Annotated in this window: 24 protein-coding genes and 1 pseudogene; 15 read left to right on the forward strand and 10 right to left on the reverse strand. The window is 39.6% G+C overall.

The genetic code is table 11. The annotated features are described in order from the left end of the window. Positions 1 to 78: 78 nt before the first annotated feature. Genes der through nrdR form a run of 5 tightly spaced genes read right to left on the reverse strand, consistent with a single transcriptional unit; the run spans position 79 to position 4,653 of the window. Positions 79 to 1,389: a ribosome biogenesis GTPase Der gene (gene der / locus MK482_RS07335; RefSeq protein ID WP_001207696.1), complete on the reverse strand. Its 1,311-nt coding sequence runs from the start codon at positions 1,387 to 1,389 to the stop codon at positions 79 to 81. A gap of 13 nt (positions 1,390 to 1,402) precedes the next feature. After that, positions 1,403 to 2,116 (reverse strand): NADPH-dependent oxidoreductase, encoded by a 714-nt coding sequence (locus tag MK482_RS07340; protein ID WP_268718383.1) that lies wholly within the window; start codon positions 2,114 to 2,116, stop codon positions 1,403 to 1,405. Beyond that, a complete protein-coding gene (gene dnaI / locus MK482_RS07345; RefSeq protein ID WP_084864610.1) occupies positions 2,113 to 3,009 on the reverse strand; it encodes a primosomal protein DnaI in 897 nt (298 codons plus the stop codon). Before dnaI ends, MK482_RS07340 begins: the two co-directional genes overlap by 4 nt. Continuing rightward, the gene (locus tag MK482_RS07350; protein WP_084946849.1) at positions 3,010 to 4,179 is read right to left on the reverse strand and encodes a replication initiation and membrane attachment family protein; all 1,170 of its coding nucleotides are present in this window, start codon (positions 4,177 to 4,179) and stop codon (positions 3,010 to 3,012) included. Next, a complete protein-coding gene (gene nrdR / locus MK482_RS07355) occupies positions 4,180 to 4,653 on the reverse strand; it encodes a transcriptional regulator NrdR (RefSeq protein ID WP_001203672.1) in 474 nt (157 codons plus the stop codon). It lies immediately after the preceding gene. 139 nt (positions 4,654 to 4,792) lie between these two features. Here nrdR and MK482_RS07360 point away from each other — a divergent pair, with 139 nt between their 5' ends. From MK482_RS07360 to MK482_RS07370, 3 genes are read left to right on the forward strand one after another with little or no spacing between them, the layout of a single operon-like run. After that, positions 4,793 to 5,158, forward strand: coding sequence for a GntR family transcriptional regulator (locus tag MK482_RS07360; RefSeq protein WP_000119149.1), 366 nt, complete (start codon positions 4,793 to 4,795; stop codon positions 5,156 to 5,158). Between the two features lie 4 nt (positions 5,159 to 5,162). Beyond that, positions 5,163 to 5,858: an ABC transporter ATP-binding protein gene (locus MK482_RS07365; protein ID WP_000054197.1), complete on the forward strand. Its 696-nt coding sequence runs from the start codon at positions 5,163 to 5,165 to the stop codon at positions 5,856 to 5,858. A gap of 15 nt (positions 5,859 to 5,873) precedes the next feature. Further along, positions 5,874 to 6,641 (forward strand): hypothetical protein, encoded by a 768-nt coding sequence (locus MK482_RS07370; RefSeq protein ID WP_268718384.1) that lies wholly within the window; start codon positions 5,874 to 5,876, stop codon positions 6,639 to 6,641. A gap of 247 nt (positions 6,642 to 6,888) precedes the next feature. Here MK482_RS07370 and MK482_RS07375 read toward each other — a convergent pair whose 3' ends face one another. Next, positions 6,889 to 7,752 (reverse strand): helix-turn-helix domain-containing protein, encoded by an 864-nt coding sequence (locus tag MK482_RS07375; RefSeq protein ID WP_268718385.1) that lies wholly within the window; start codon positions 7,750 to 7,752, stop codon positions 6,889 to 6,891. Positions 7,753 to 8,031: 279 nt separating this feature from the next. On the opposite strand from MK482_RS07375, the gene MK482_RS07380 reads away from it, so the two are divergent. The 5 genes from MK482_RS07380 (at position 8,032) to MK482_RS07400 (ending at position 12,029) form a co-directional block, all read left to right on the forward strand. After that, entirely contained in the window at positions 8,032 to 8,358 is a 327-nt protein-coding gene (locus tag MK482_RS07380; protein ID WP_268718386.1) for a caspase family protein, read from the forward strand. Positions 8,359 to 8,421: 63 nt separating this feature from the next. Beyond that, entirely contained in the window at positions 8,422 to 8,703 is a 282-nt protein-coding gene (locus MK482_RS07385; RefSeq protein WP_268718387.1) for a hypothetical protein, read from the forward strand. Between the two features lie 48 nt (positions 8,704 to 8,751). Continuing rightward, positions 8,752 to 8,904, forward strand: a complete 153-nt coding sequence (locus tag MK482_RS07390; protein ID WP_268718388.1) for a hypothetical protein — start codon at positions 8,752 to 8,754, stop codon at positions 8,902 to 8,904. 12 nt (positions 8,905 to 8,916) lie between these two features. After that, entirely contained in the window at positions 8,917 to 10,056 is a 1,140-nt protein-coding gene (locus MK482_RS07395) for an N-acetylmuramoyl-L-alanine amidase family protein (RefSeq protein ID WP_268718389.1), read from the forward strand. 425 nt (positions 10,057 to 10,481) lie between these two features. Then, positions 10,482 to 12,029 (forward strand): ATP-binding cassette domain-containing protein, encoded by a 1,548-nt coding sequence (locus MK482_RS07400; RefSeq protein WP_268718390.1) that lies wholly within the window; start codon positions 10,482 to 10,484, stop codon positions 12,027 to 12,029. 51 nt (positions 12,030 to 12,080) lie between these two features. Here the strand turns inward: MK482_RS07400 and MK482_RS07405 are convergent, their stop codons facing one another. Both MK482_RS07405 and MK482_RS07410 read right to left on the reverse strand, forming a co-directional pair. Continuing rightward, on the reverse strand, positions 12,081 to 12,776 hold the full coding sequence (locus MK482_RS07405; RefSeq protein ID WP_001288948.1) for an LrgB family protein: 696 nt from the start codon (positions 12,774 to 12,776) through the stop codon (positions 12,081 to 12,083). Continuing rightward, positions 12,773 to 13,147 carry a CidA/LrgA family protein gene (locus MK482_RS07410; RefSeq protein WP_004235226.1) on the reverse strand — a complete coding sequence of 125 codons (375 nt, stop codon included), beginning with the start codon at positions 13,145 to 13,147 and terminating at the stop codon, positions 12,773 to 12,775. The genes MK482_RS07405 and MK482_RS07410 overlap by 4 nt, the downstream gene beginning before the upstream one ends. Positions 13,148 to 13,431: 284 nt before the next feature. Here MK482_RS07410 and MK482_RS07415 point away from each other — a divergent pair, with 284 nt between their 5' ends. The 7 genes from MK482_RS07415 (at position 13,432) to queF (ending at position 16,980) form a co-directional block, all read left to right on the forward strand. Then, the gene (locus tag MK482_RS07415; RefSeq protein WP_247917087.1) at positions 13,432 to 13,812 is read left to right on the forward strand and encodes a MarR family transcriptional regulator; all 381 of its coding nucleotides are present in this window, start codon (positions 13,432 to 13,434) and stop codon (positions 13,810 to 13,812) included. 99 nt (positions 13,813 to 13,911) lie between these two features. Beyond that, positions 13,912 to 14,133, forward strand: a complete 222-nt coding sequence (locus MK482_RS07420) for a DUF4649 family protein (RefSeq protein ID WP_000570256.1) — start codon at positions 13,912 to 13,914, stop codon at positions 14,131 to 14,133. 15 nt (positions 14,134 to 14,148) lie between these two features. Then, positions 14,149 to 14,463, forward strand: coding sequence for a thioredoxin (gene trxA, locus MK482_RS07425; RefSeq protein ID WP_001029581.1), 315 nt, complete (start codon positions 14,149 to 14,151; stop codon positions 14,461 to 14,463). 201 nt (positions 14,464 to 14,664) lie between these two features. After that, on the forward strand, positions 14,665 to 15,318 hold the full coding sequence (gene queC, locus MK482_RS07430; protein ID WP_268718391.1) for a 7-cyano-7-deazaguanine synthase QueC: 654 nt from the start codon (positions 14,665 to 14,667) through the stop codon (positions 15,316 to 15,318). Beyond that, positions 15,318 to 15,761, forward strand: a complete 444-nt coding sequence (gene queD, locus MK482_RS07435; protein ID WP_268718392.1) for a 6-carboxytetrahydropterin synthase QueD — start codon at positions 15,318 to 15,320, stop codon at positions 15,759 to 15,761. The genes queC and queD overlap by 1 nt, the downstream gene beginning before the upstream one ends. Next, positions 15,754 to 16,470, forward strand: coding sequence for a 7-carboxy-7-deazaguanine synthase QueE (gene queE, locus MK482_RS07440; protein WP_023938861.1), 717 nt, complete (start codon positions 15,754 to 15,756; stop codon positions 16,468 to 16,470). Before queD ends, queE begins: the two co-directional genes overlap by 8 nt. Before the next feature lie 18 nt (positions 16,471 to 16,488). Beyond that, positions 16,489 to 16,980 (forward strand): preQ(1) synthase, encoded by a 492-nt coding sequence (gene queF, locus MK482_RS07445; RefSeq protein WP_000082588.1) that lies wholly within the window; start codon positions 16,489 to 16,491, stop codon positions 16,978 to 16,980. A 57-nt stretch (positions 16,981 to 17,037) separates the two neighbouring features. On the opposite strand, the gene MK482_RS07450 is transcribed toward queF, so the two are convergent. Together MK482_RS07450 and MK482_RS07455 are read right to left on the reverse strand one after the other, a co-directional pair. Further along, positions 17,038 to 17,706, reverse strand: a complete 669-nt coding sequence (locus MK482_RS07450; RefSeq protein ID WP_268718393.1) for an MIP/aquaporin family protein — start codon at positions 17,704 to 17,706, stop codon at positions 17,038 to 17,040. Positions 17,707 to 17,926: 220 nt separating this feature from the next. Continuing rightward, a pseudogene (locus tag MK482_RS07455) lies at positions 17,927 to 18,226 on the reverse strand (choline-binding protein C); the annotation flags it as partial. Between the last annotated feature and the right edge of the window lie 2,065 nt (positions 18,227 to 20,291).

Genomic DNA, 20,291 nt, shown 5'->3' on the forward strand with positions numbered 1-20,291 from the left:
ACACCTCTTTTTGGTAGCGCTTTCTTTAACTTCATTTTATCAAAAAAATCTGGAAATGTCATTCCAGATTCTGCTTTTTTATTTACGTTTTCTTGCGATGAGATGAATCGGTGTTCCTTCAAAGACAAAGGCCTTGCGGATTTGATTTTCCAAGAAACGCAGGTAAGAAAAGTGCATGAGTTCTTCTTCGTTGACAAAGATAACAAAGGTCGGTGGTTTGGTTGCCACTTGAGTCGCATAGAAAATCTTAAGTCGTTTTCCTTTGTCTGTCGGTGTTGGGTTGATGGCAATGGCATCCATAATCACATCGTTCAAGACGGCTGATGGAATACGTGTATTTTGACTTTCACTGATTTGCTTAATCATCTCAGGAAGTTTGTGGAGACGTTGCTTGGTCAAAGCGGATACAAAGATAATCGGTGCGTAAGGCAGGTATTGGAACTGCTCACGAATATCTTCTTCCCAGTTTTTCATAGTGTGGTTGTCTTTTTCAAGTGTATCCCACTTGTTGACCACGATAATCATCCCTTTACCAGCTTCATGGGCAAATCCTGCGATACGCTTGTCATATTCACGGATTCCTTCTTCCGCATTAATGACCATTAAGACCACATCTGAGCGGTCAATAGCACGCATGGCACGCATAACAGAGTATTTCTCAGTATTTTCATAAACTTTACCAGACTTACGCATACCAGCCGTATCAATCATGGTAAACTCTTGACCATCTGTATCTGTAAAGTGGGTATCAATGGCGTCACGCGTTGTTCCAGCAACGGGACTGGCAATGACACGGTCTTCTCCCAAGATAGCATTGATCAAGCTTGATTTTCCGACGTTAGGACGACCAATCAAGCTAAACTTAATGACATCTGGGTTTTCTTCCTCATATTCATTTGGAAGATTTTCTACGATGGCATCTAGCACATCTCCTGTACCGATACCATGGACAGATGAGATAGGCAGTGGTTCACCCAAACCGAGAGCATAGAAATCATAGATATCATTTCGCATCTCAGGGTTGTCCACCTTGTTCACTGCAAGGATAACGGGTTTGTGGGTTTTATAAAGCTTACGGGCTACATATTCGTCCGCATCGGTAATTCCTTCCTTACCAGACACGACAAAGACGATAACATCAGCTTCTTCCATGGCAATCTCTGCCTGGTGCTTGATTTGTTCCATGAAAGGAGCATCGACATCATCGATTCCTCCTGTATCAATCATGCTAAAAGAACGATTGAGCCACTCACCCGTTGCATAGATACGGTCACGTGTCACTCCTTCGACATCTTCTACAATGGAGATTCGCTCACCAGCGATCCGATTAAATAGGGTTGATTTCCCAACATTGGGACGTCCTACAATGGCAATAGTTGGTAGGGCCATAATTTCTCACTTTCTACAATAACTTCTTCTGTTCAAGATTTTTTCTAGTTGAGCTTGGTTCAGCTTGACCAAACTGTTCTGCTAAGCGCTGACTCCAACTTGTGGTCGCACGCGCCCCAGCATAGTCAGCCTGTACACGGTCGTAAGCTTGGATTGCCTCAGTTGACTGTTCTTGGTATTCTTCCTCAAAGACAACATTCTCTAGTGGCAGTCTTGGTTTCACATCATGATGTTGATTTGGCACACCTAGTGCCATCCCAAAGACAGGATAGGTGTAGTCAGGCAGGTTAAAAAGCTCTGCTACTTCTTCTGACTTGTATCGAACTAAACCGATAATGACACCACCATAGCCCAAGCTTTCAGCTGCCAGCAAGGCATTTTGACCAGCAAGAGCCGCATCGACCGAACTAATCAAGAGACCTTCTACACCTTGGGGTTGGAATGAATCGGTATGAAGTCGAGCTCCCTTTTCTGCACGGTTCAAATCTCCGACAAAAAGAAGAAAAACAGCAGACTGGCGAATGGCTTCTTGAGGCACCAATTCATACAAGGCATCCTTCTTCTCTTGACTTCGTACTACAATCACAGAGTAGGATTGAAAATTCTTCCAAGACGAGGCCATCTGAGCTGCTGTCAGGATTTCAGTCAAGTCTTCTTGAGGAAGGACTTGCTCCTTAAATCTTCGAACAGACTTATGAGCTTTCATCAGTTTAATCGTTTCTGTCATCGACGGTTTACTCCTTCTAAACGAGTCTCCTCAGCCAAATAACGGATGCGTTCTATGACCCGTCTAGCTTCCCAGATTTCGTCATTTCCATGCTTCCCTTTAGCAAAATGCTTCTCCAAATCTTCAAAGTCGAAGTTGGACGTGAAAAAGGTCGGTAAATTTTCCTGCATCCGATATTGGAGAATGACCTGCAGGATTTCGTCCCTCACCCAAGCTGTTGATTGCTCGGCACCAATATCATCTAAAATCAGGACTTCAGAAAGCTTAAGCTCATCCACCAAGGTCTTGACATTGCCATCACTGATAGCATTTTTAACATCAATGACAAAGCTAGGATAGTGGAGGAGAGTGGATGAAACACCTCGTTTTTCTGATAAATCATGGGCTAGGGCAGCCACCATGAAACTTTTACCCACACCAAAGTCTCCATATAGGTAAAGACCTTTTCGAATAGCTGGATATTGCTCCACGAAGGCTAATAGCTTTTCAAAAACTGGCAAGCGACCCAAATCATCCAAGTCTACTTGAGCTAAACTAGTTTTCCTGAGACTGGCTGGCAGATTGATTAACTTGAGACGGTTCTTAATAGCCGCTTCTTTTTCCGCCGCGATTAGTTCAGGAGTTTCTTCGTAAGAAACATCCGCATAGCCATGATTCATAACCAAAATCGGCTTGTAGCCTTTGGCAATATAATCCGTATCCCCACGGAGAAACTTGTCACGCTCGGTGATGTACTGATTAAACTTGGAGATACTGCGATTCAATTCCTCTGGAGTAAGGGATTCTTGCTGGATAAAGGCCGCAACATCAGGGTCCTTCATGATTTTCTGAACCAAATCTTGATAATGAAAACGGCTAGGTTGACGTTTGAGTACGTCTCCGACACTTTCCATCTAATCTCCTCCTTTTTCTAATCGAGCTAATAGTTCTTGTTTCTTACGTTCTAGTTCCAGACGAGTTTCCTCGCTGGTTTCATTCTTATAATCTGGATTGCTCCACTTGGGTACATTGGACTTGGCAGGACCGGGTTTACTAGTCTTTTGAGCCTGACTCTTCTGTCCTCTCTCACGGATGCGCAAGACCGCCTCTTCTGCCGAATGAATCTTTTGATAGGCATAGTCATTGGCTACCTTCATGGCATATTTCTCGTTGATGTTTGCCGAATCCACCTTATTAAAGGTCAATAAGAGAATGATATTGATGACTTCATCCAGCAAGCCCAAGCTAGCCATCTGTTGCAAGAGTTCTCTTTCTGTTTGGGTAATAGTTCCCTTGCGTGTCTGCTTGATTTCTGCCAAAAACTGCAGGGCAGTCTTACTTTTCGCTTCTTTGATAATAGTCGTTTCCTTAGGACTAAAGTCAGAGGAAATCGGTTTTTGAGCAATTTTTTCCCGCATGCGTTTGGTTGAAATAACCTGGGAAACAGCTGTTGACTTAGCCAGTTGATAGGTTTCAAACCAAGTCCATTTCTTCTCCTCGGCAATGGCAAAGAGGTTTAAGACATCGGACTGCTCATCCGCAAAACGAAGCCCATCTCGAGCCATAAGCTGACGAAAATGGTCTAAGTCAAAATCGTTGGCCACTTTCTTCTTGAGACCAAGGTCTTCTTGATTTCCTAGTTCTGCCAAATCTGGAAAGACTTGATTGAGTGAGACAGGTATTTCTTCACCATCAACACTTTCAACTTTCAAATCCTCCACAGCTGCATCACCAATCTTTTTCTCTAAAAGTCTGCGATAAACAGGATGTTCCAAGAAGTCCTGACTAGATAGAGGAGCATGGAGGGCTAGCTGATAAACATCCCCCTTTTGATAGAGGGTCAAGAGATTGAAAGCAGATAGGATTTTCAGGGATTTTATCAGTCTATCCATCCCAAAGTTGAGATGGTTAAGAATGCTTGAAAAAAGATATTCCTTTCTACCATTATCCCAAAAACTAATTGTATAAAGATAAAGGCTCAGTGCCTCCTGACCGATAATCGGGAGGTAGCACTGTACCAGAGATGAGGTATCTTGCGACACCCGATTATTCTTTAGATAAGAAAAACGGTCAATTGGCTTCATTTATCTTTCCTTTTTCTTTTTAGAGGACTGGGTGATTTGTTGGAGCAAGCTCTCTAGCTCACTCACATCCTTAAAACTACGATAGACACTGGCAAAACGTACATAAGTAATCTCATCCAACTCAGCCAACTCCTCCATGACGAGTGAACCAATGTCCTCACTTTGAATTTCATTTTCATTTCGACCACGGAGTTTCTGTTCGATACGATTGACTACCATGTTGATTTCATCACTTGACACAGGACGTTTCTGGGCTGAGCGGATAATTCCATTAAAGATTTTATCTCTAGAGAATTGTTCCCGTGTGCCATCTTTTTTAACAACCACTAAGGTTCTTTCTTCTACTCGTTCGTAGGTTGTAAAACGGTGTTGGCATTCATCGCACTCACGTCTTCTACGAATAGTGTTCCCTTCTTCTGCTTGGCGACTATCGATAACACTTGACTTGGTAGCCCCACATTTTGGACAACGCATCCTTTCCCTCCTTATCGTTTTCTTTTCATTATACCATTTTTTAAGCGATTCCCAAAACAATTCTTCTTTTTGCTTGACAAGTTTTTTGTTTCGTTGTATTATTTAATTAAGACAAAAGGATAAAAGAAAGGAGACCAAGATGTCCTGGACATTTGACAACAAAAAACCCATCTATTTACAGATTATGGAGAAAATCAAGCTTCAGATTGTTTCCCATACACTGGAACCCAATCAACAACTTCCAACCGTGCGAGAGCTGGCTAGCGAGGCTGGTGTCAATCCAAACACCATCCAAAGAGCCTTATCAGACCTTGAACGAGAAGGATTTGTCTACAGTAAGCGAACAACTGGACGATTTGTGACTGAGGATAAGGAGCTAATCGCCCAATCGCGCAAACAATTATCGGAAGAAGAATTGGAACACTTCGTTTCCTCCATGACCCATTTTGGCTATGAAAAAGAAGAACTACCAGGCGTAGTCGGCGATTATATTAAAGGAGTTTAAGCCTATGTCATTACTAGCATTTGAAAATGTATCCAAATCTTATGGAGCAACCCCAGCCCTTGAAAATGTTTCTCTTGACATCCCAGCTGGAAAAATTGTCGGTCTCCTCGGCCCAAACGGCTCAGGAAAAACAACCTTGATTAAACTCATCAATGGCCTCTTACAACCAGATCAAGGACGTGTCCTTATCAACGATATGGACCCAAGCCCAGCAACCAAGGCTATCGTAGCTTATTTGCCAGATACGACCTATCTCAATGAGCAAATGAAGGTCAAAGAAGCCCTAACCTACTTCAAGACCTTCTATAAAGATTTCAATCTTGAACGTGCCCATCATCTTCTTGCTGACCTCGGTATTGATGAAAATAGTCGTCTCAAGAAACTATCAAAAGGAAACAAGGAAAAGGTCCAACTGATTTTGGTTATGAGCCGTGATGCTCGTCTCTATGTTTTGGATGAACCCATTGGTGGGGTGGATCCAGCAGCCCGTGAGTATATCCTCAATACCATTATCAACAACTACTCCCCAACTTCTACCGTTTTGATTTCTACCCACTTAATTTCTGATATCGAGCCAATCTTAGATGAAATTGTCTTCCTCAAAGATGGAAAAGTCGTCCGTCAAGGAAATGTAGATGATATTCGCTATGAGTCTGGTGAATCCATTGACCAACTCTTCCGTCAGGAATTTAAGGCCTAAGCAAAGGAGATTATTATGTTTTGGAATTTAGTTCGCTACGAATTTAAAAATGTTAACAAGTGGTATTTAGCCCTTTACGCTGCCGTGCTAGTTCTTTCCGTTCCCATAGGAATGCAAGGACACTATTATAATTATGTATCTTTCAAAGATAGCCAACCTGTCTTACTTTTCTTTCTGGCTCTCGTCTTTGGTGGATTGATGATTACACTTGGGATTTCAACCATTTTCTTGATTATTAAACGATTCAAAGGTAGTGTCTATGACCGACAAGGCTATCTGACCTTGACCTTGCCAGTTTCTGAACACCATATCATCACAGCCAAACTAATCGGTGCTTTTATCTGGTCGTTGATTAGCACTACTGTCTTACTCCTATGTATCTATATTATCTTATTGTCAACAAATTATAATGAAGTTCAACTTTCTACTCTTCTGTCATTTGTTGGAGAACATTTTACTGGTTTTGGTCTTACTGTCTTATCCTTCCTGCTTAGTACAATTTCATTTATCCTCTGCATTTACTTGGCCATTTCCATCGGACAACTTTTCAACGAATACCGTACAGCACTCGCTGTTGCAGCCTACATTGGAATCCGAATCGTCATTGGAATTATAGAAGTCTTCTTCAATACCAGTACTAACTTCTATGTCAATTCATTTGCAGGATTTAATGATAATTTCTATATGGGAGCAAGCGTAGGCATTATTGAAGAACTCATATTCATAGCTATCTTTTACCTCGGAACCTACTATATTTTGAAAAACAAGGTTAATTTGCAATAGTTTCATAATCAAAAAGGATAACATCTCATCGCAGAGAGGCTATCCTTTTTCTTTTATCTCATTTTCTGTCTAACTTTATCTTACAGATGAATCCTTCTAACCAATTAATACTCTTCGAAAATCAAATTTAAACTACGTCAGTTTCACCTTGCCGTATATATGTTACTGACTTCGTCAGTTCTATCTACAACCTCAAAACACTGTTTTGAGCAACCTGCAGCTAGCTTCCTAGTTTGTTCTTTGATTTTCATTTAGTATAAATAACAAAATCTGATTTAAAGGTCTTGCTTAATTTCTCTATTGTGTCACTATCATTATATTCCTTACATATTTTCATAGCTTTATAACATTCTTTTTTACCTAACTCTACTTGATTCGTTTTTATGAGATAAATACCTTTTAAAAAAAGCAAATAATTCTTTTCAAAATAATATCCTTGTATGGTAAGTAAATTTTCTAAATCATCTATAAAAAATTGAGCGCTATCTAACAAATTATTTTTTAATAATAATTCTAAATTAAATAAATATAGGGGAATTACTCTATGTGTTCCCATGTCTGTTTTTAAAAAATGTCGTGTTTTCTTGATTACCACTCTATATAGTAAGCTAATGGTTTTAGTATTCATGAAAAACACCGAATTATAAAAAATTTTTAGTTCATACTCCATCCAAGTATCTACCGAAAGCAAATACTTTATTATCTCATTGCATTTAGATGTATTATAAGGAAGATTTGCAAGCCGATTAATCTGTTGTTCAGCAATCAATTTTATGTGAAAATTGCATAAACTTTTTATCTGCTTTTGTTTTAACTCTATTTTATCCACTAATTCTTGAAGTAGAAATATGTCTGAAGAGTTCACAGCATGTTCTAATTCTTCAAAAAAACATTCTTTTTTAGAATAATAGCAATGAACTAATTCTTCAAATTCCGAAAATGATATTCCAAGACGATTTAACAAAATGTAAAAATGATCAATAGATAATTTTGTAATGCCATTTTCGAAACGAGAAATAGTTGATTCACTAATCTTATCACAAGCTAAATCTTTAAGACGAAAATTTTTTGAAATACGAATATCCTTTAAAACTGCTCCAAAATTTTCCATACTATTCCTCTTCCATTTCTGCAAAAAATAAAACCTGTTTTTTTATTTATGATATGATTATATCAAAAATAAAAAAGAAAGGACAATCATATCATGAAAAAAAAATGTTATTGTCAGCAGTTGCTTTACTTAGCCCAGTGTCAACACTAGCAATAAATAGTCCAGTTTCTGCTCAAGAATCATCCTCTCAAGCGACTTATAGTAAGTCAGTGGAAGTTGGATAAAATCTGATAGCCGTTGGTGGTATAAACACTCTGACGGTTCTTACACTAGAAACGGATGGAAAACATCAATGAAACCCAGTACTATTTTGATAGCAAGGGTTGGATGAATACAGGTCGGCACAATATCGTAGACGATACCTATTTCTTTGCTACTAGTGGAGCTAGACAAACGATTAATCGCCGTGCTTTGGTTTTTTGTGAAACATCAACGAGAGCAATACCTATCGAAGATGTTAATACTATGGAAAAGGGGTTCAGTAACCAAAACTTTAGCGAAGTTGTTCGATTCCCAGATAAAACTAAGTCCGAGATTATTGCAAAAATGGAAGAGCTTTTCAAATCTTCTAGCGAAAGCGATGTGAACTATCTTTATCTTACTTGACATGGAGGAAGAGACGGAAGAATCTATCTTGGTAGCGATGGTCAGACATTTTCAGGTTGGGAATTGGCATCTATACTGAAACAATATAAAGGTAAGTTTGTAGTTATGCTGGATTATTGCTATTCAGGAACAATTATAGATGTAGGTAATACAGACAAAAAGGTTGCCTCCAAGTCTGAAGAAAGATTTGATGAACAAGCATTTTTGGCAGGATTTTCAACAGGAAATCTAGCAAGCAAGAATGGTGAAATGCTTGATTCTAAATTCCTCGTACTATGTGCCTCTTGGAAAGGTGAAAAATCGTATAGTGCAGTCGGAATAGGTAGTCTTGCTACCAGATACTGAGCAATGTGTACAGGTTGGGATTCACTTCAAAATAAAATTATTTCGCCTATGGCAGACACCAATACTAACGGAAAAATCACTTTAGAGGAACTGTATCAATACTCTTATCCTCTAGTCCTTGAAGCTGCATCAAGCAGTAATAAGGAGCAACATGTATCAGTTTATCCAGAAAACAGTCAATTTATTTTATTCAAAAAATAAGGAGTTAAGAAAATGAAAGTATCAAAAAAAATCACATTATTTGGTTTGTCTCTAGCTGGTCTAGCTTTACTAGCTTTCCCTCATTCGGGAAAGGCCTTCAATCTTGAAGAAGAGTGGGTTATTAAGGGTGATGTTTGGTATCAAGATGGCAAAATTCTCCGATTTAATAATGGTAATGAAGTAGATATCAAAGTATTGGATTTGCCAAAAACTGAGAAAATCGAGTGGACGGTCAGTCTCAATGGTCAAGATCAAACTGTCAATTTCCTAGGTCAAGAAAAGGACAAGTCTATGGTCGGTACAGAAGGGCGTTACCTGAATTTCTATGTTCCTTATGGCTATAGAGGAGATATCAAGGTAGAAGCCAAGAGCGGAAATGAAGTAAAGACCTGGTCCACTAAAGTGGTTGATGATGTATATAATGACGGTGGAAAGAGTGGTTACTACCGTATTGAAGAATCAAATAATCAATACACCTACCTTGATACTAAATGGGACTATCAAACCAAGACCTACACAGCTACCTTACCAGAGACTGTCAATGGTCAAAAAGTCTATGCTTGGAAAGACTATGACCATGGTGAGTTAAAACTTACAAAACCAGAATCTATCAGTCATTTCTACAAAGGGGGAGGAGCCTTCAGAGAACTTTATCCGATTGTGAAAGCAGAAAGCTGGCTAAAATCAGACCAAAACTGGTACTATCAAAAACAGGGGCAATTAGTGCAGAATGCTTGGGTTAAGGACAATGGAAACTGGTACTTTATGAATGATAAAGGAGTCATGTTCAATCAAACTTGGCTTCATCAAGGTAGCAACTGGTATGCCTTTAAATCATCAGGAGCTATGATTGCTAGTGACTGGCTATATGATAATAACTCTTGGTATTACCTAAAAGACTCCGGTGCTATGGCAACAGGTTGGATGAAAGATAGTGGCTCTTGGTATTACCTAAACAATTCAGGTTCAATGGCAACAGGCTGGGTGAAAGATAGCGGCTCTTGGTACTACCTAAAAGACTCAGGTGCTATGGCGACTGGTTGGGTCAAAGATGGCGGTCAATGGTACTATCTTGATTCAACTGGTAAGATGCTCCACAATACCTACACACCTGATGGTTACTATGTAGATGCCAGTGGCGCTTGGAAATAATCTAAAGTACACATTTTATTCCATCAGCTATTAGTGTACCTGCTCAGACTAAATGTTATCAAAGCTGCAAGAAAAATCTAGATAATAATACAAAAAGCGAATCGAAACAACAAATTCTGTTTTGTTCGCTTTTTATTTAATCTGTTACATTTTGACATTTTCATTTAATTGTATATCCCCACAATTTATATTTTTATATGAAGTATTTAATAATACTCTTCGAAAATCTCTTCAAACCGCGTCAACGTCGCCTTGGCGTAGGTATGGTTACTGACTTCGTCAGTTCTATCCATAACCTCAAAACACTGTTTTGAGCAATCTGCGGCTAGTTTCCTAGTTTGCTCTTTGATTTTCATTGAGTATAAAAAGGAGTATAATAAATTTAAAACTGATTGCATGTATATCAATAAGGAGGTCAAGTCTTTATGCTGAGAAAATTTGTTACTAAAAAGCACCTCGTACTTTACTTCTTTTCTATTGCCGTTACCTGGCTGGAAGCGATTATCGCACCAGCCCTTGTTCAGAATATTGTTGCTAGTTTTACCAATCAAGAACTAGGCCTTCTTTGGAAAGTTTTGATTTTAGGAATCCTTGGTAATCTTATCCTCTTACTAGGCTTGGCTGGGAAACGCTATTACTACGCCTGTTTGATTACTGATTTCAAATATGGAATCAAGAGTGCTATTTTCAAGCGATTTTTAAACAGTTATGAGATTGATGAAAAGGATATTTTGTCCGATTTAGAAAACGACGTCAAGCAACTAGAAGAAAGCTATATCGAGCCAACCGTCATCATCATTTCTTCTCTTGGCTTCACTACTGTATCCATTCTCTATGCCCTATGGACCAATTTTTACCTAGGTCTGATTTTCATCCTCTTCTACTCCTTTCCTGTCCTCTGCAGTGCTATCGGATCAAAGCATTTGGACTCACTTTCCGAAAAGCGGTCAACTGTTAACCAAAGCTACTTAGCAAGCTTGACAAATTTTATTGGTGGTAGTCAACAAATTCGCCATTATCAGGGGCAAGACTACTTTTTTGCTCGCTATCAAAAGCAATTACAAACCAATCTAGATGCCGAAATCAACTATGAAAAACAACGAACTTTAAACAGTCTCTTGATCAATAGCATCGATGCCTTTTGTTCTGTCACACCAATCGTCATCGGTGGCTTTATGACCTACTATAATTATTTAGATGCAGCTAGTTTTGTGGCTATCTATCTGGTTTCCCATAATATCGGCTATCAATTTCAAGAGTTAGCCTACCTTACCAATACCCGAAAAGCAACTCGAAGTCTTCTCAACAAATACCAAAAACTTTTGGACCAGTCTGACTCCATCTCGCCTAGAAGCATAGAAAATATTTTCCCTATCCAACTTGACACCATCTCCCTTGAAAAAGAGGGGAATATCCTCTTATCTCCGATTTCCATGCGCATCAAGCAAGGAGAAAAAATTGCCATTATCGGGGAAAGTGGCTCTGGTAAGACAACCCTCCTCAATATCATTCATGGAGAAGAGACACCGACAAGTGGACAGATTAGCTTTGCTGGTCAAAACCTATCACGTCAAGATATCACGGGCATTAGTTCCTATATCCTCCAAGATAGCCATTACTTTGACACGCTATCTCTGGAAGACAATATCCTTCTGGGACTGGATAAAAACAAAGAGACTTTAAATCATATCCTCAAAAAAACAGGATTAGAACATTTGAAAAATCGAACGCTCAGCAATGATAGTCTATCTGGTGGCGAGAAACAACGCCTAGAAATCGCTCGCGCCCTCTACCATGATAGCCAACTCATCTTAGCAGATGAGATTAAGGCCAATCTTGACTCGGAAAATAGCAGAAAAATTAGCGACTTGCTCTTCTCCCTACCTCAAACAGTCATTGAAGTCATTCACCACTACACAGAAGAGGACTTAAAACACTACGACCAAGTCATTCATTTAAGCAGAGAAAAGTAATGCTCTATAACATACGATTTTAAAAAGCAAGGAACTCAAATTCCTTGCTTTTTAACTCAATATCAAACTGGCTACGATAGGGCTGACAAAAACATAGAGAATACCGGTGACACCGATAGCCAAGCCGCCCATGGCTCCTGCTACAGAGCCGTATCGGAAGGCTGTCCCTGTTCCAACTGCGTGGCCTGTTCCTCCGAGGGAAAGGCCAACAGCTACTGGATCGTCAATTTTCAACCACTTCAAAAGGGTTGGTCCGATAACACTGGTTAAAATCCCAGTTGCCACTACAACCACCAAGGTCACAGTCGTCAAACCTTGCAATTTTTCTGTGATTCCCACTGCCATGGCCGTTGTTACTGACTTTGGAAAGAGAGAAATAGCTAGGAAAAAGTCCATGCCAAAAATCTTGGCCACAAGAGCTGTGAAAGAGGTATTGACAACTACCGCTAAGAGACTACCAAAGAGGATACTCCGAGCATGGTGCTTCATCAGATGAAAACTCTTATAAAGCGGAATCCCTAGAGCCACGGTCGATGGAACAATCAAGTTGTTCAGATAAACCCCACCTTGGTAGTAATCTTGGTAAGAAATACCCGTCAGCTTTAGAAAGATGATAATGAAAACAGCTGACAAAAGTAAGGGCGTTGTCAATGGATGGGGAAAACGTCTGTAAATCAACATTCCCACTAGATAGGCTAGGATAGACAGAGCAAGCCCAAACAGGGGATTGGAAACAAATTCACTCATTTGGTATCTCCTTTCTCATAATCTCCCTCAAATCGTCTCTTGATAAACTGAACTACCAGGGCTATGAGGATAATATTGATGACTGCGGCAAAAAAGACAATCAAGACGATAGGCAAAAGATAGGGAGCAATCACATCAAACTTCTCCATGATTCCCACTGCTGGCGGTAAAAAGAGAATGGTCATATTAGCCAGCAAGAAATTTCCGACCATGTTGACATGCCTTGTTCTCAGCCACTTGAATTGCAGGGCTAGAAAGAGAATAATTAAGCCGATAATACTGCCGGGTATGGGCAAATGAAAGAAACTAGAGATCCCCTCTCCGATTAGAGAAATCACAAAGAGAATCATTAATTGAACATATAATTTCATCCTAAACTCCACGAAATAGACTTCTTGCATACCAGTTTACTCTTTTTTCAGAAAATTTCAAGGAAATGCATAAAGGATAATGAAAATTAGAAATGGAAAGGGGATACAAACAATTCTTGACTTGTAAAAACAGGCATGATTTAGGATAAAAGATGCCAGCGTCCTTCTTGCCAGCTTGATTTAAAAGTAGTATAATTATTGCATGCGCAATCATCTTGTGATGCAGAGACTGTCCGTTAATGGACATTCTTCTATGTTATAACTCTAAAAAGAAAGGAGATACTATGACCTATTTGGAAAAATGGTTTGACTTCAATCGGCGTCAGAAAGAAATTGAAAGTCTCTTGGAAGAGACAATTGCCCAGCAGAGCGAGCAAAGTCTAACCTTGAAAGAGTTCTACCTCCTCTACTATCTGGACTTGGCCCAAGAAAAATCTCTACGACAGATTGACCTGCCAGATAAGCTTCATCTAAGCCCGAGCGCTGTTTCTCGGATGGTGGCTCGCTTGGAAGCTAAAAATTGCGGTCTGCTTAGTCGCATGTGTTGTGATCAAGATAGACGTTCTAGCTTTATCTGCCTGACAAGTGATGGGCAAAAGACACTGGCCTCTCTACAGAAGGCTGTCGAAGAAAGCTTGGAAACTGGTTTGGATTTCTTGATTTAAGATGATTTCAGAAAAAAGTTGCGTGCGCAATCATTTTCCTTGACATTCTCTTTTACAAGGAGTAAAATAAAGTCATCATTAAACAAAGGAGTTTTTAAAATGATTGAAATTACCTATCTAGATGCCAGCAAGAACGAAAGAACTGTAACTTTCGAATCTTATGAAGACTTTGATCGTTCGCAACAAGCTTGCCTTATCGGCGTCGCAGACTACTACCCCGTCCAAAAATTAACTTACAACGGTCATGATTTGGACTACCATGGGACTTATGGAGATGTCTTCTTCTATCTCATGAAACAAGATTTAAGCCAATATAACTAAAAAAGGAGAAATACAATGGCAAAAGCAATTACAGATGCAACATTCGAACAAGAAACAAAAGACGGTTTGGTCTTGGTAGACTTCTGGGCAACTTGGTGTGGTCCATGTCGTATGCAAGGTCCAATCTTGGATAAATTGTCTGAAGAACTTTCAGAAGATGTTTTAAAAATCGTTAAAATGGACGTTGATGAAAATCCAAACACAGCTCGTGCTTTTGGAATCATGTCTATCCCAACTCTTCTCTTCAAAAAAGACGGCCAAGTGGTGAAACAAGTTGCTGGTGTTCACACAGCAGAACAAATCAAGGCCATCGTTGCTGAATTGAGTTAATCAAACGAGAGACCAAGTACTTTATTTGGTCTCTTTTTTCTTGCCCTTTGCCATTTTTCAAAAAATATGCTAGACTGTAGGTAGAATATTACGATGTTTGGGACATGCCATCGCTAAAAAAAACCTCTACTTGGTATTTTTTAGCTCCCTCATGGGAGCTTTTTGCGTGCTCTGAACATTTCCCATTTTGGAAGGAGTACTATGAAACGTCAATCAGCCTTGGTCGTCTTTAGTGGCGGTCAAGATTCTACAACCTGCCTCTTTTGGGCTAAAAAACATTATGAAACAGTCGAAACTGTCACCTTTGCCTATGGTCAACGTCATCATCTCGAAATTCAAGTTGCCCAAGAAATCGCTAAGGAACAGGGGATTCGTCATCACATCTTAGATATGTCTCTGCTGGGGCAAATCACTGAAAATGCCTTGACCTCTGATTTGGAGATTGAGCAAAAAGAGGGAGAGGTTCCCAATACTTTCGTTGATGGTCGCAACCACCTCTTTCTGTCCTTTGCGGCAGTTCTTGCTAAGCAACGTGGCATTAAAGACATCGTGACAGGTGTCTGTGAGACCGACTTCTCTGGCTACCCCGATTGTCGGGATGTCTTTGTCAAATCTCTTAATGTCACCCTCAACCTTGCCATGGATTACGACTTTGTTATCCAAACGCCTCTCATGTGGCTGGACAAGGCTGAAACTTGGGAGTTAGCTGACCAACTCGGTGCCTTTGACTATGTTCGTGAAAAGACCTTAACCTGCTACAACGGGATTATCGGAAGTGGCTGTGGAGATTGCCCAGCCTGCCACCTACGTCAACATGGTTTAGATGTTTATCTCTCACAGAAAGGAGAGGACTAATGTTTTTTGCACCTAAAGAAATCAAACAGGAAACCGGGGAGTCTCTCGTTTACAATCCTTATCGGACTCTAGTCTCCAAAGAATTTACTTTTGATGCTGCCCACCACCTCTTTCACTATGAGGGAAAATGCAAATCCCTTCATGGTCACACCTATCATCTGCAGATTGCTGTCAGTGGATTTTTAGATGAACGTGGCATGACCTACGATTTCGGAGATATCAAAGCTATCTACAAGAACTACTTAGAGCCCCACTTGGATCATCGCTATCTCAATGAGACTTTGCCTTATATGAACACGACTGCTGAAAATATGGTTTACTGGATTTTCCAAACCATGAACCAAGAGTTGCCAGACGAACGCGGTCTCCGTTTGGAATACGTTCGCCTCTATGAGACTCCGACTTCCTTTGCGGAGTTTAGACGGGAGTGGTTAGATGACTAGGGAACGTGTCCTCAAACTACCAGTTCTAGAAATTTTTGGCCCAACCTTTCAAGGCGAAGGCCGTGCAATCGGGCAGAAAACCATGTTTGTCCGCACTGCTGGTTGCGACTACCACTGCGACTGGTGCGATTCTGCCTTTACTTGGGATGGCTCTGAAAAGCCAACTCGTATGACGGCTGACGAAGTCATTGCTGCCTTGGATAAATTAGGGAGCTACGACTACGTCACCCTATCTGGGGGAAATCCTGCTATCCTAGCAGCCAATATGGCTGAACTCGTCACTAAACTCAAGGAACGTGGTGTCACTCTGGCTGTTGAGACCCAAGGATCCCGCTGGCAAAATTGGTTAAAAGACATCGACCAAGTCACCCTGAGTCCCAAACCTCCTTCATCCAAGATGGAAGTCAACTTTGAGACCTTAGACTTTATCGTTTCCCAACTGGATCCAGACAAGGTCACCTTTAAAATCCCTGTCTTTGACGATGCAGATTTGGCCTTTGCCAGAGGCATACAAGAACGTTACCAACCAGATGTTCTTTTCTTATCTGCAGGAAATCCTGAGCCCAAGGCTACAGGCAATATTGTCCAAGACCAACTGGACCGCCTCAAAGAACTCTGGGAACGCATCGCTGCCGACGACAGCTGGGGCAATGTCCGCGTCCTTCCTCAACTCCATACCCTCCTCTACGATAATCAACGTGGTGTTTAAAATTAGAAAGAAAAAATCATGTCACAACAAGAAGAAATGAAAAACCTCAGCCTACTAGGCAACAAAGAAACCAACTACATTTTCGAGTATCAACCAGAAGTCCTCGAATCCTTTGACAATCGTCATGTGGAAAATGACTATTTCATCAAATTTAACTGTCCTGAATTTACCTCACTTTGCCCTATTACCGCTCAGCCAGACTTTGCAACTATCTATATTTCCTACATCCCTGACAAGCTCTGTGTCGAGTCAAAATCCCTCAAACTCTACCTCTTTAGCTACCGAAACCACGGAGATTTCCACGAAAACTGTATCAACACCATCGGGAAAGACTTGGTCAACTTGCTAGACCCTCGCTATTTAGAGGTCTGGGGTAAATTCACTCCGCGCGGTGGCATTTCAATCGACCCCTACTACAACTACGGTAAGCCAGGAACTAAGTATGAAGGCTTGGCAGAACAACGCCTCTTCCAACACGACCTTTATCCAGAGAAAGTTGACAACCGTTAAACTCATACGAAAAAGCCCTGTTCCTCAAGATGAGGAGCAAGGCTTTTTGAGTTTCAATTATTCTTCTGTTCCAAGGAGGTTTTTCGCAACAAGGGCTGCAAGAATCCCACCAACGATTGGAGCAAGGATGAAAATCCATACTTGTTGAAGGGCTGCGCCACCTACCAAGACAGCAGGAGCCAAGCTACGGGCTGGGTTAACTGAAAGTCCAGTGATGTTCAATCCCACAAGGATCATGGCCATCAATGACAAACCGATGACCAAGCCAGCAATCGCTCCATTGCCCTTGCTTGCTGATGTTACAGTCATGATAACCAAGACAAACAAGAAAGTTGCAATGACTTCAAACAAGAATCCACCAAAGACAGTGACACCGTTTGCCAAGGCATTTTCACCAAGGCTAGCAGTTGACATGCCTGAGTTAGACAATAGGAAGAATACCGCAGCTGACGCAAGGAAAGCTCCAACTACTTGTCCAAGGATGTAATTAACAAGGTCTTTTGATGACAAACGTTTGTTTACAAACATAGCAATCGAAACCGCTGGGTTCAAGTGAGCACCTGAAACAGTTCCGATTGAGTAAGCAGCAACCACGATGGCCAAACCGAAGGCAAAAGCGATTCCAAGGTGACCTAGGCCATTAAGACCATTTCCAAAAACAACAGCTCCTGTCCCAATGAACACAAGCATGAAAGTACCGATTAATTCAGCGACAAATTTTTTCATTTTCTTTCTCCTTTTTTCAAAAACTAGATACTAGTCTATCAAAAGAGGGAAAGGGTTTCAAGAAAATTGATTGGAAATTTCGTATCAGTTGCAATATTGTTTTCAAAATTTGTATATTTTTTATGTATTGCAATTAGTTATAACTCTCTATATTTGATGGTTATACTATACTGAAAAAAATGAGAGTTTGTATTAATCTTTTTAAATAGCACAGAACTCTCTATTTAATCCATTCCCCATTGTAATTGACATGATATCCATCAGGTGTAGTTGTATTGACTGCTAAAGCGCCAGAACTGTATGCATAATACCATTTCCCTGAAACAGTGAACCATCCTGTTTGCATAGAACCTGAGCTATTCAAATAGTACCATGAGCCACTTGATTTGACCCATCCAGTCTGCATCCAACCCGAGCGATCAAAATGATACCATTTCCCATTGATTAGTTCCCATCCATTGGATGTATAGGAACCATTGTTATGTCTATACCACCAACGACCAGATGATTGAATCCAACTTCCTTTGGAAGCAAGTCTTACTTTTAATGCTTTAGATACTTTGATGTATTCTTTCTTAGCAGATTCCTTTTTAACTTTTGCATTTTTTAATTTAGCATTTGCATTTTCAAGTGCTTTTTTTGATTCCTCAAACTTCTGTTTAGCGATCATCAAACTTTTTTTAGCTTCATCGAGTTTTCTTGGAGCATTTTTGAGGACAAGAACATATTGTTGAGCTTTCAACAAATCGTTTTTGGCATTAAGTAATGACTGTTCCGCATTCTTACCAGCATGAGATTTATTATTTTTGATTGCTTTCAATCGATTTAATTGAGATTCTTGCTTCAAAAGTTCAGATTTAGCAATATTTAACGCAGTTTGTTGTTTGCTCAACTCAGATTTAGCAAATTTTAAAACGTTTAACTTGGATTGATTTTGTTTTGTAAAATCGGCAAGACGTTTTTTAATTTTATACAGATTTTTTTGATCTGTATTCAATGTTGTTTTAGCAATTGTAATATTTTTGTTTAGTGATGAAATTTTATCCCTCATTAAAGTTTCTTCGTTTTTTTGTTTTCGATTGAAACTATCTAGAGTCTCTTTGGCTTTTGTATAAGCTGGATTTTTAGGATGTGTGATTTCATTCCAAACATAACGGAAAGTTGTCTTCGGTAAGAATTTTACACGTTTACCGTTAAAATAAAATTCACTATGATCTGGATCACCGTCTTTATTTTCTGCTCTTGCTAAAAAATATGAACTGCTTGTATCATAATAATAGGTTTTACCGTTATAAACATAGCTTCTTCTTTCAGATGGACTAATCACTGTTGGTAAAGTATCATAAACACCTTTTGCTTCACTAATAAAAGTCATTACACCATAATTTCCAAAAGTTGTTTTTTTACTTGACGATGCTCCAAGAGCAAATCCAGTTCCTGATGCAGCAAGCAAGGGAATTCTATGGCCATAGTTAAATTTATTTGCTTCTTTAGGAGTTGATGCGCCATATAATGATGCATTACTATAATCATTAAAGTAAGATAGAAGCTCTTTATAAGCAAGTTCTTTTTCACTCAATACACTTTTTTCTGGAACTGAACCAGCTGTAGCATTTTCTGTTGCATCCTTAAAACCAAAATCTTGATTTTTTAGTTTTGTATCATGTGACAGTTTATCATTTGCCACCATTTCATCTGCCCTAGCTTTTCCATATCTCAAAGCCTTTTCAGTCACAGGTGGCACTGGAATATCAATGCCATTTATTCTCCGCAATTCGATTAAGTAGTTACGAACGTATTCAGAAACTTTCTTATAATCAATCACATGAGGGGTATGGATATAATCCTTAGATTTTACAACAATTGTTTCTGTTCTTTCACCACTAAAATTCACATCTTCGTTCGCAGCAATATAATATGTCTTACCATCTCTTCCTACGATAGTTTTTTCATCAAGTGGAGGAGTTTTAGACTCACTTTCACTAACAGAATTTGATTTAATCTCATGAGAAACCGTTACGGTAAGGAACTCATCCCCAGCAGATTTTAAATTCTTTTCAAGAGTAGAACGTGTCTTATTTCCTCTTTCTATAAGCGCTTTTCGTTCTTGCCCTGCTTTTGATACTGAATTAGTTAAAGAACTTACTTTATTTTGGTTCTCTTTCACTTTCGCATCCAATTTCTCAGTTGCTTGTTGAATCTCGCGTAGTGTATTCCAATCAAAAGTTTTCTCTGCTTCTGTTACTTTATTTTGGGCTTTTTTTACATCAACTGCTCTCTGAGCAACTTGAGTTTTTGCCTTATTAACAACTGTTTCTTGTTTCTCAACACTTGCTTGGGCTTGTTTCTCATCTTTTTTTGCTTCTGACAATCTTTCTTCTGACTTCCGAACCGTTGTCTGTTTAGCAACAAGATCCTTTTCTGCATTTTTAATTTTTTCAGGACTAGCTTGTTTAGCAAATTCTTGTGCTTGTTTCAAAGCATCATCTGCTTTGTTCTTATTTGTCACAGTAGATGCATGCTCTTGTTGCATTTTATCAACAAGCTTCTGAGCATTTTTTTCTTCCTCAATTGTTTGATTCAGT

Source organism: Streptococcus mitis, assembly GCF_026782865.1.
In the GTDB taxonomy this organism is placed as follows: domain Bacteria; phylum Bacillota; class Bacilli; order Lactobacillales; family Streptococcaceae; genus Streptococcus; species Streptococcus mitis_CG.